6 protein-coding genes and 1 pseudogene are annotated in these 10,940 nt (G+C 40.9%); 2 read left to right on the forward strand and 5 right to left on the reverse strand.

Annotated elements, in window-relative coordinates:
- Window position 1: 1 nt before the first annotated feature.
- From M1L52_RS03780 to M1L52_RS03800, 5 genes are all read right to left on the reverse strand, one after another.
- A complete protein-coding gene (locus M1L52_RS03780) occupies window positions 2-502 on the reverse strand; it encodes a hypothetical protein (RefSeq protein WP_248613509.1) in 501 nt (166 codons plus the stop codon).
- A gap of 110 nt (window positions 503-612) precedes the next feature.
- Window positions 613-1,191 (reverse strand): hypothetical protein, encoded by a 579-nt coding sequence (locus M1L52_RS03785; RefSeq protein WP_248613510.1) that lies wholly within the window; start codon window positions 1,189-1,191, stop codon window positions 613-615.
- Between the two features lie 8 nt (window positions 1,192-1,199).
- On the reverse strand, window positions 1,200-2,375 hold the full coding sequence (locus M1L52_RS03790) for a hypothetical protein (protein WP_248613511.1): 1,176 nt from the start codon (window positions 2,373-2,375) through the stop codon (window positions 1,200-1,202).
- 4 nt (window positions 2,376-2,379) lie between these two features.
- A complete protein-coding gene (locus tag M1L52_RS03795) occupies window positions 2,380-7,821 on the reverse strand; it encodes a DEAD/DEAH box helicase (RefSeq protein ID WP_248613512.1) in 5,442 nt (1,813 codons plus the stop codon).
- A gap of 21 nt (window positions 7,822-7,842) precedes the next feature.
- Window positions 7,843-8,043 (reverse strand): helix-turn-helix transcriptional regulator, encoded by a 201-nt coding sequence (locus M1L52_RS03800; RefSeq protein WP_248613513.1) that lies wholly within the window; start codon window positions 8,041-8,043, stop codon window positions 7,843-7,845.
- A 203-nt stretch (window positions 8,044-8,246) separates the two neighbouring features.
- Here M1L52_RS03800 and M1L52_RS03805 point away from each other — a divergent pair, with 203 nt between their 5' ends.
- Window positions 8,247-9,935 carry a hypothetical protein gene (locus tag M1L52_RS03805; RefSeq protein ID WP_248613514.1) on the forward strand — a complete coding sequence of 563 codons (1,689 nt, stop codon included), beginning with the start codon at window positions 8,247-8,249 and terminating at the stop codon, window positions 9,933-9,935.
- Between the two features lie 29 nt (window positions 9,936-9,964).
- Window positions 9,965-10,873 (forward strand): annotated as a pseudogene (locus M1L52_RS03810) (YifB family Mg chelatase-like AAA ATPase); the annotation flags it as partial.
- Window positions 10,874-10,940: the final 67 nt, after the last annotated feature.

Below are 10,940 nucleotides of genomic sequence, written 5' to 3' on the forward strand. Positions count from 1 at the left end.
ACTATTTCTCCACTAATTCAATGTAATACTCCCATCCGTCATTGCGTCCCATTGAGTATTCGCAGGGCTTTAGTTCTATCTTCATGTTCAGACGGTCAGCAATCTCCAAGTAGTCATATAGCTCAGACTTTTCGACAGGAACTTCATACCCAGATCGCTGATTATTGACTATCTCGCTTATGTATTCACGTTCTTCATCAGAGGCAAAATCATTTTCCATCACCTTACGCTCATACTCCCGGAATATAGAGCGGCCTTTCTTATAGTCACGAAACTTTAGGTTGTTGAAAATATCAAATGACTCTATCCCCATAATAAAGGTAGCTTTATCATCCTTTATAACTATCACAGGTGGCAAACCCTCACATCTGGGTTCATTATCTGAATAGTGAGGGGCATAGATGAACGAATCCCCCTTACGCCCAAGGTAAGAAGCACAGAAATACCCATGCTTCTGAGCGCACTTGTCAGCTAGTTCCTGAATATGTTTGTTGTTACGCATAGTCTTATCCTTGCTTTGTAGGATTCTTACTCAGGGTGTTTACTGGAGTAGGATTTTCTCTACCATGAGTCCCTTTTGTCTGAGGGACAGTCGAAGTATGAATATTATCTTTACACATATATGTATTGTTTAAAGGGTTGAAGTCTTTTATCGGCAAGTGCTTTTGCTCTATCTACCCAATCTTCATTGAGATTGCCATGAATACGACTAAACTTGTTATCATTTGGGAGCTGATTAGCCCTCGCTTCGATATATTCATTCTCAATAGATGCCACCTTACTAGATACTGCTTTGAAATGACTATCTAATTCTGCCAACCATCGGCCTAATTTGGATAAATACGAATTAGTTACTTCCAATAATCCAATCAATTCAGATTTATCATTCTCACTTGCAAACTTAGAGATAATCTTTCGGTTATGATAGATAATAATAGATGCAGCAATAGTAATAAATGCGAAAACACCCAAGAGAACATATAAGATGGTTTGGCTACATAAAAGAGAAATAGCTCCCTCTAAAATTGTTAGACCTAAACTCCAGGGCCAGCAAGTCTTTAGCCAAGTCAGCCATTTATACTTGTCCCGAAGGGCTTTATCTTCGTCCAAGTATATGCGTCCATACTCTAAAATGGGTTGCCATTTATTGAGTTCTTCGGCGATACAGTTATTGAGCTGCTCCTGTGTCATGCGTTCACTTAACAAGGTATATGGTTTTCCCTACAATATGTCATTGTTTCATCTTCATTTATAAAGCCTGCGTCACAGAATCGCTGTAGACCATTCTTTACATCATCAACAAGATTGGCCTGTGCATTTAGTACGTTGGTGGTCTTTGTGATGAAGTCCTTGAAATGGTCATTGAGCCTACAGAGTTTGTCAATAGTATAGTAGTCCAGTTCGTTCTTGCGAGCTTGGAATAGCACCTTTGTTTCACCTGTGTACGGAGAAAGAAGAATTACTCCTATACCAAACGAGCGATTGAGCCTTTCCATTTCCTCCATAACTTCCTCGTTTATCTCGAAAGCCACGAGGTAGCCATAGTTTGCCCAACTGCTATTTGAAAGTGCCTGGAAGAAATACTCTTTAAGTTGGTGGTCATTCTCAATAGTACGTTTCAATTCGTAAGAGTAAAGATATATGTACTCTTTTGTGTTGGCCGCTTTCAAGAATGAACGTGTGGCTGGATCTTGAAAGTCGTTGAATTGAACACCTACCATGTCAGGATGAACCCATTTCTTTGCCTGATCACTTCTGTTGGATGTTTCGTGGAATATAGTCTTTGAGAGAATGCCTTGGTCTAACAAATAGTTGGAAAGGAGTCTGTGCAGGCTACGTTCTTTGTAGTTTTCTTGTGTGGGAGTTGTAACAGAAGGAGTAATGTTTACAGTACCGCCATTTATTAACTGTTCTATCTCTTCTGCATACTTTGTTATGTTGCAGCAAGTGCCAATGGAACCTGTCGAGTTCTGTAGCTTCTGGGACATGGATCGTCTGGCGATAACAGCATCCAACCACCTGACGGCACGTCGATGAGGGAGTTCCGCTCCTGCTGTGTAATAGTAGTCACCTGTTATCTCGCCTACATGATAGCCCCCCTCACCATTGGATGCTAAGACAATATCACCAGTCTTTAGTCCAAAGCAGACCGTCCACAAGAACCCGATCAAATTTCTGGATGTACCAACAGACTTGTCTGGCTGTATTTCAAGAAACTTAGCGACAAGTTCCTGTCGCCACAGACTTTCATCGTTATATGGCGTTCCCGAAAGATCTAGTCCCTTCAGAACATTAATTCCGATATAATTGTGTTCAAGGCAGTCGGCTATATACATGCCATGCTCACCTAACATTATTCTATTGTACTGTTTCATAATGCTATTGATTTTCTTTTCTTTGAACTTCAATCACTTTAGAAATATGGAACTCTTCAATCCACCAACAGAACATCTTAGCTCTCACTTCAACAGGAGTAAACTCAACTTTCTCTACCTTGACAATAGCCGTATCTCTCTTCGTGTTATAGCCTACAGCTAGGAATAGAAACTTGTATTGCTTTGGTAAGAATGGGAATTTACCACCGTTGAAGTCATCAAGTTCGTATTCCAGTGAAGGATCGGTGCAACTTGGATTCAGCATCGGTTTCTTGCCTTGGTATTGTAGATAGCGTTTTGCCGTCGTACTTTTGACCTCTCTGTATTCGATGGTCTTTGTCCCTGCAACAATCTGGTCAAAGTATTCTTGTTTGATAGGCAAATAAAGAGTATTCTCTGCCGTTGGAGTTTCGTCGCTATCATTTACAAACACATTTTCATCACACCTGTAGCTAACATGTTCAGCTGTCTCAGTATTCTCATTGTCAACCTCTTTGTTCGCGTTTTTCTCGACAATAACGCTATCTCCATCAAAAATCAATTTCGGAAGCGTGTTTACTTTATGAACGGTCTTGACGGAAACATTGATGACAGAAAGCATTAATTCCAAAATGTAACGAGGATTATTGTGTTCCTTTCCCCAATCATTCGGGTCATTCTTTATCAGGCTGTTCTTGTCGATTGTTACAGCATAGCGTTCCATAAGCCATTCTATAGCAGACTTACCATTGACAACGTACTCATACGCTTCTGAAGGAATGTTGGTAATGCGAATCTTTCCATTGTAGATGATGGTGTCCTTCTGTTCTTTAGAGGGGAACTTCATCTTTTCCACATAATAATCATCATCACTCATTTCATCAGGATTAACCAAATATTCTACTTTGACAGTAGGACAAGCTTCTTCAATCTCGTAATTCAGATGCAATTCTGCCAGTTCCTTACCGACTTTGTAGAACGTCATAAAGTCATCAACCTTTTCCAAAATGGGAATACGAGGCAGAGACTTTTTTAGGTCATCGGCAAATCTCTCACGATAATCTACAGAGTGTAATAGTCCATAAACATAGTAGAAAATATGCTCCTTGGTTAATGACTTGGTATCTCCAAAGCGTTTTCTTACTTCCTTTAGGATCCAATCGCTTATTCCATCATGTCTAATGTAATCGGCATTGGAATTGTCATCAAACAACCCAAGCTGCTGTTGTTGGTTCTTTTCATACCAATAGAGGGGGAAGCATTGGCATTTCTCCACTGTATCTAACGACGGTATTTTGTCAATCATTAATGCTGTGAAGTTTTTACTAGCTCCAACGCCACTCAAACAAATAGTGTAATTTTTCTTATCTTTGGTCGGATAAAGCTTTTCCCACTGTCCTCTACTTTCAACCAATTTCTCTCCATAATAAAGATTACTCAGTACGAATGGCCTATATATGCTACTTCTTACACCTTTGTCATCAAACAAAATCTGCTCATTATTATAGGCATATCTTCTTAATGACCTCGTCCAACTTATTTTCGTTTGGTCGGTATCAATATTATCTTCAATAGCAGCTTCTGAATCTTCTGCCAATATCTTTGCAAATGATGCTCTTTGGGTGTCATAGAATTCTATCAGTCGCTTTACATTATCAGTTAATTCCGTTTTGGAATAATTATAGTCCCAAGCATCCCTGTTGGTTGCCACTCCAATAGCAACCATATTAAATAATGATTGCGTTTTGAGATTAAAGTTCTTATCGGGGGACAGGGGAATCAAACTATCAAACAAACCGTCTCGCTGGTTAATCCAATCAGCCTTCTCATTTGGCTCTATGATTTGCCATTCCAGTCTACGGGAATTAACACTTCTATATCCTTTTAAGATTCTTAGTTTGTCTTCTCTGGATAGATAATCACCAATATCGTGATAGAAAATGGTGGCCTTGCCCTTACCCTCTCCTGGTTTCTTAACCAAAATAGTTATAGCAATAGGAGTACGGGAACCAGACCCGAAGATTTTACCACCCTCTCTTCTGGAAAGTTCTCCACTTGTTCTTTGGTTTCCTCGGAGGTTTAGTACATAGATACTTGAAAACTCTTTTTCTAAGCACTTCCTGAAACCATCTTGACCATTACCGTCAATCCAAGCTCCATTACTAATGAAGGCAACTATACCTCCTTCATTATGCTGTGAAATTCTATCGCTAGCCCATCTGAAAGCCTTGATATAGCTGTCGTAAAGGGACTTAGTAAGAGTTGCAGAGCTTCTTTTTACATACGTTTCAGCAATTCGAGCATCCAGATGTTTATAGCTAACATTCTGAGCATTGTCATTGGCTGACTTCTGACCAATAGAATAAGGTGGATTTCCAATGATAACCCTGACAGGAGCCTTCTTCTGCATTTCTACACGCTCTGAATTCTCTTTGAACAAATGGCTGAATATATCCCTGTCATCATCTTCATTCAACTGGAATGTATCAGTGAGACAGATTCCATCATAAGGTAGATATTCGTCTGGGTGAATAAGGTCATGGTAAACGCTCTCAATGTTCACGTCAGCAATATAATAAGCCAGCAGTACAATCTCATTGCAATGGATTTCATTAAGATACTTCCTCTTCATATCCTCTGGCTTAATTAGCCCACTTTGCATGAGCCGTGTAATGAATGTACCAGTCCCCGTAAATGGATCGAGAATATGCACGTTTTCTTCTGTTAATGACGTATCAAATTCTTTCTGGAGGATATGCTCGACTGAATTGATAATGAAATCCACACATTCAATCGGGGTGTAGACAATACCGAGCTTCTCGACTGTCAATGGGAAAGCACCCTTAAAGAACTTCTCATATAGTTCCTTGATGATAGTCTGTTTGCCACCAAGGTTGTCGATGTTGCTTACATTTGAGCGCACCGAATCATAGAATTTTTCAAGAACTTCCAGATCTTTGCTCAGACCTTCTTCTTCCAAAAGGTCGATAATCTGCTGCATGGAACGACTGACTGCATTGTTCTTCACAAACTCATAATCCTTGAAAAGAGCATCAAACACGGGGCGTGTGATAATATGTTGAGCAAGCATTTCTACAGCCTGGCCCTCGTCAATTGATGGATTCAAGTTCTTCTGTAGTCCTTTTAAATATTCGTCAAATTCTGCTTTATGAATACCATCCTTCAATACCATTTGAGTGATACGCTCGATGAACTTTCGAGCGATGGTTCCAACTTCTTTGGCCCAATTCTCCCAATAAAGCCTATCACCGCACTTTTCAACAAGTTTTGCATAAATACCCTCCTGCATTTCTCCGAAACGGATTTCCAACTGCTTTGCCACATCAGCTTCATCAAGTACCTGTGCATCTGCCTTGTCTTGTGAATTTTGAGCATCAGTTCCAAAACCGATGCCACCGACAAGAACTTTGCTGTTTTTCTTCTTGTTCAGGGCAATCTTGTTTACCTCTGCATTGAAGTTGTCATCATGTGAGCGTAGGGCATTGAGAATACTCCACACCACATCAAAATACTTATTCTTACTCAAAGCATCTTCTGGACTAACATCCATCGGAACCACAATCGGGATGATAATGTAGCCGTATTTTTTTTCTCCAGGCTGTCCCTTTCGGAAGTTTCGCATGATACGGCCAACAGACTGAACAATATCGACTTGACTGTTTCTTGATGAAAGGAATAGAACCGCATCAAGAGCCGGAACGTCGATACCTTCAGATAAGCAGCGTACATTGGTCAGCACTTTGCACTCCTGTTCGTCCTGACTTTCTTCTTTCAACCATGCAAGCGATTGGTTTCTTTCAAGAGCGTTCTGTGAGCCGTCAATGTGCTTGGTCTTGATATGAACAACACGTTTCCTTTCTTCCTCACCAAGACTTTCAATGTATTTGTTGCAAAGCCTAGGTAGGGTATAAGCAATGTTTTTTGATGTACCAGCCTTATCCTCACTTCCTATTGCAGAACAGAAGGCTACTGCACGGTGCATTATTTGAGGATCTATCTCCCACGTCTTGCCTTCATCACCACGAACCTCTTTTGAAAGTCCATTTATAACACCTATTAACTTGGAGGTCTCGTCAAAATTCAGTTCCTTTATGTCTTTGTTCTTGACATCAGCCTTAATGGTATCAGGCACATCATCTTCATTAACGGTAAGCACCAGTACCTTATAATCTGTCAGCAATCCATGATTGACTGCATAGCTAAAGTTTACCCTAAAAAACTCTTTTCCATAGATGGTTTCGTCATCCATCGAACAAAGTATGCAGTTCTTTTCAGATGCTTTTACTCTAGCACTCTCTCCATACAAACGAGGGGTAGCTGTCATATAGAGGCGTTTCTTACCTCTTACATTGTCATTCGAGTGTACTTTTGTGAAATTACTTTCGTCTGCATCTGATAGTTTAATGCCTGTAGTCCTGTGTGCTTCATCACAAATAATCAGGTCAAATTCACCATAAATTCCATTGGTTGCTTTTAATACTTCTTTTTGAGCATCCGAAACAGCATCTATAGACTGATAAGTAGAGAATACTACCACCAGGCCATTGTGATTCTTGTAAGAAATCAACTGTCTGGATATTGATTTGGCATTTGTACTTGATGGAAGAGCAAGGTCAACTGCACTATCCGAAACATCATCAGACTCTTTGGTAATCTTTTTCTGAGCTTTATTATCAGAGCAAATACATACTGCCTTGATTGTCTCTTTTGCATCACCATACCAAGCGTTAAGAGCCTGACCAAGCAAGGAAATTGAAGGAACCAGGAATAAAACAAGTCCTTTTCCTTCTAACATGGTTTCTGCTATTTGTAATGATGTATAAGTCTTTCCTGTACCACATGCCATTACCAACTTGCCTCTGTCATTCTCTTTATAATGGTTGACAGCAGCAGAAATTGCTCTTAGCTGGTGTTCCATCGGCTGTTTACCTTCAGCCCTAGCGGTAGTACCTGTTATACCATCCTCCAACTTCTCCCAGTCAACGGGCGAAGTTTCTAAGTCAACCAGACCTATACGAGATACAGGTGGATTCTGGTTTTTGATGGCCTCTTCTGCATTGTTTCCCCAATGGTTAGTCGTAGAAATCCATAGACGATTAGAGAACCGCGTGGTCTGGAAGGTCTCAGGGTCAGTAAATGTTCTGCTCGATGTGGCAAGAAATGAATCTACTGAAGGTTTATCTATTGTGGCACTCTCTTGGTAGCATTTACATTGTATAGCCCAATATTCACCAAGTTCTGTCTTTGCAACTAGGTCTATTCCTGTATCTTTCCCACCAAAGTCACTTTTTGAAGGAAAGTCATTCCACATCCACACATGGGTTAACCTTTCATAGCGAGGATCGGTTAGTAACCAAGCTCGCATGAGGCGTTCAAACATAGTACCCTTATCCTTCTCTGTGAAAGATATGGAACGATATTTCTCTAATATTTCTTTGAACGTCATATATCTATAGTTTTTAGTCCGTTATTCAATTATTAAATCTCTTAATTCACACTCCAACAGTTCAGCAATCCTATCCAATGTTGGCAGGGTAGGTTGAGTGATATTGCTACACCACTTAGATACCGTCACAGCAGTCACGCCCAACTGTTCTGCAAGCCAAACACCAGTCTTGTCTTTCTCAACTAACACTAGTTTTAGGCGATTTAATTTCTTCTTATCCATGTTTAATATCTTAAATTCTGATGCAAATATAGCTATAAAAGTTGATATTGGAGTTCATTTTATCTTAAAACATATTAAAATGCGGGTTTTAGAGTATGTTTTATTACCTGAAAAGGCGATTTACTGGAGATTTTTGATTATTTTTGCAAACCAAAACATCAATAATGGTATTAGAAAAGAGTCACATAAAGAAGTATGCGAGTATGCTTACGAGTGTCGCGTCTAAAGAAGATGGCATCCGTAGGTTATATAGATATGTGACGTGGCCTAATGGAGAATTTGTTAAAAATGCCAAGGATCTTTTTGCTGCCTTATGTGAATTTGTGGTTTTCAATGAATGTGTTAAGCAACCGTTCCACCTGATAGTAAAGAATAGAATTGAAAAAAGGATGGGGGAACTATATGCTCATATAGCAAACCTTCAGGACAAAATGCCTACTTCATTGACCTACAAAGAGGCTTTCATGGTGTTTCAGATCCTTGGGAAAGAACAAACTCAGAAGATACTCGACGTAGAGGAAGTTTCTTCATACGCCTACAATAATATCCTAAAGTCTTTGGAAGAACACAGCTATGACATTTTTGAAAAAGCATTAGGAGAAGGTGACTACAGCATGTTGATGAAGAACCTCTGGATAGTTAGATTTATATTGTTGGGAATCAGGAAACAGCCAAAATACACAGACGATTTTGAAGAGTTGTTGAAGAAAGACCAATGGCAAGATGGCGTTGATTTGTCTAAGTTCTTCAATCTGCTGGTGGATGAAGATAAATTCATTGAAGATCGAGTAAATGAGTTCGTCCAACGATGCTTGACAGGTGATGAAACTATAGAAGTGGGTCTCGAAACTCACACCTATGATATTGTAGGAGGCTACAGCGTTATACATTATGTAGACAAAAATCGCCAATCATACAAAGATCTTAATGACACCGACAAAGAAAAGTATATAGAAAAGATATATGGCATTACCTCTATCTCAGATGGAGCATATTATCCAGCCTGGATTGACACTTTCCATCAGAAATATCAGACTGGCCATGATATAGATAGGCTTGTCCGCAATTATGATTCAGAAAGTGCAAATAGGAATATAGACCTCACTGTGTATTCTATAATCGGTAATCTGTTGTTCTGCCAAAGGGATGACATTGCTAAACATTTCAATGTTGAAGTTGGCAATATCTTTGTAACAGACCGTGACACTATATCCTGGGACGGGTGGGAAAGAGACATTGCTGATTTGGGTAAATATATCATCTACTACACAGCCCTGATGTTAGAAGTATATGGCTGCGTGAAAGACGTTCTTTACAAGGAAGATAGAGTTGTTCTGGAATGGCTGCTCGGTTGCTCCAAATATACAGAAGGAGTTAATTACCTTCTGAATGAGGTTTATTCTAACAAAAAGCAGTCTGTTGATGAAACAACTGACATTGTTGGCTCAGAAGTGTCGGTAATAGATACGAACCCATTATATCCTACATTTTTGAGATCTGGAGGTCGGCTTCATAATGAGTTCTTACAGGGCTTGATATGCAAGAAGTATCTCCCTCAATGGTTCAATAACAAGACCAACGACCCCTTATATATTAAATATGTGTTCTTTGGCAGCGGAATCGAACCGAAAGAAAAAATGGTATTCACTGGAAGTAAAACCGAACTAACTATATTCGTACTTTTCCTAAGTAAAGGCTACGGTAAGAGTGAGATTTGGAGCTACTTCAATCAATATATTGTTGACAAGAATGGGAAGCCTGTCTTTGCAAAGAATGCCCGTTCTAATGTCAAGGAGAATTTATTGGACGCAGAGGACAGGATGCGTCAAGCTCTAATGGAGATGGCAGGGAATAATAAACTGTCAAAAGAGATCTTTGAAGACTTGAAATGAGAAGGAGAAGGTTAAGAACCCGTAAAATCGGTTATAATTTAATAATGATTGGTCCTCCTGGCTCGGGCAAGTCTATGATGGCTAAGCGTCTGCCAAGCATACTGCCGCCTCTCACCCTGGCTGAGAGCCTTGAGACGACACAGATACACTCCGTGGCGGGCAAACTGAAGAAAGGCACGTCGCTAATATCACAACGCCCTTTCCGCTCACCTCATCACAGTATTTCACAAGTTGCTCTCGTAGGCGGAGGTACGAACCCGCAGCCAGGCGAAATCTCGCTTGCCCACAACGGCGTGCTCTTCTGTGACGAGCTGCCAGAGTTCAACCGAAGCGTTCTAGAGGTGATGCGTCAGCCTCTTGAAGACCGTCGCATAACCATAAGCCGTGCGAAATATTCCATCGACTATCCCTGCTCATTCATGTTTGTCGCCTCCATGAATCCATGTCCATGCGGTTATTATGGCGATCCGAACCATCAATGTGCATGCACCCCAGGTCAGATTCAGCGCTACATGAACAAGATCAGTGGTCCCCTACTCGACCGCATAGACATACACTGTGAGATACAGGCCGTACCTTTCTCTGAACTGTCACAGATGCAACCTGGTGAACCCTCCGCTGCCATCCGCGAGCGAGTCATTGCCGCCCGCAGGATTCAGGAGGAGCGCTTCAAGCCCTACAAGGGCATCCACTGCAACGCCATGATGACGGAGCGCATGCTCCATGAGTTTGCCGAGCCCGATGCCCAGTCACTCGAAATGTTGCGTATGGCCATGGAACGTCTGAAGCTCTCCGCCCGTGCCTACAGCCGCATCCTCAAAGTAGCCCGCACCATAGCCGACCTCGCTGGCAGCGAGAAGGTACAGTCCATGCACATAGCCGAAGCAATCGGCTACCGTAACCTCGACCGCGGTGACTGGGCGGAGCGAGGGATATAGTAAAAAAATGAGACGGTTCTCATGAACCGCCCCATAACAATCTAATAAAATATTGAGTTTCTATTAG

This window comes from Prevotella sp. E13-27 (assembly GCF_023217965.1).
GTDB lineage: Bacteria > Bacteroidota > Bacteroidia > Bacteroidales > Bacteroidaceae > Prevotella.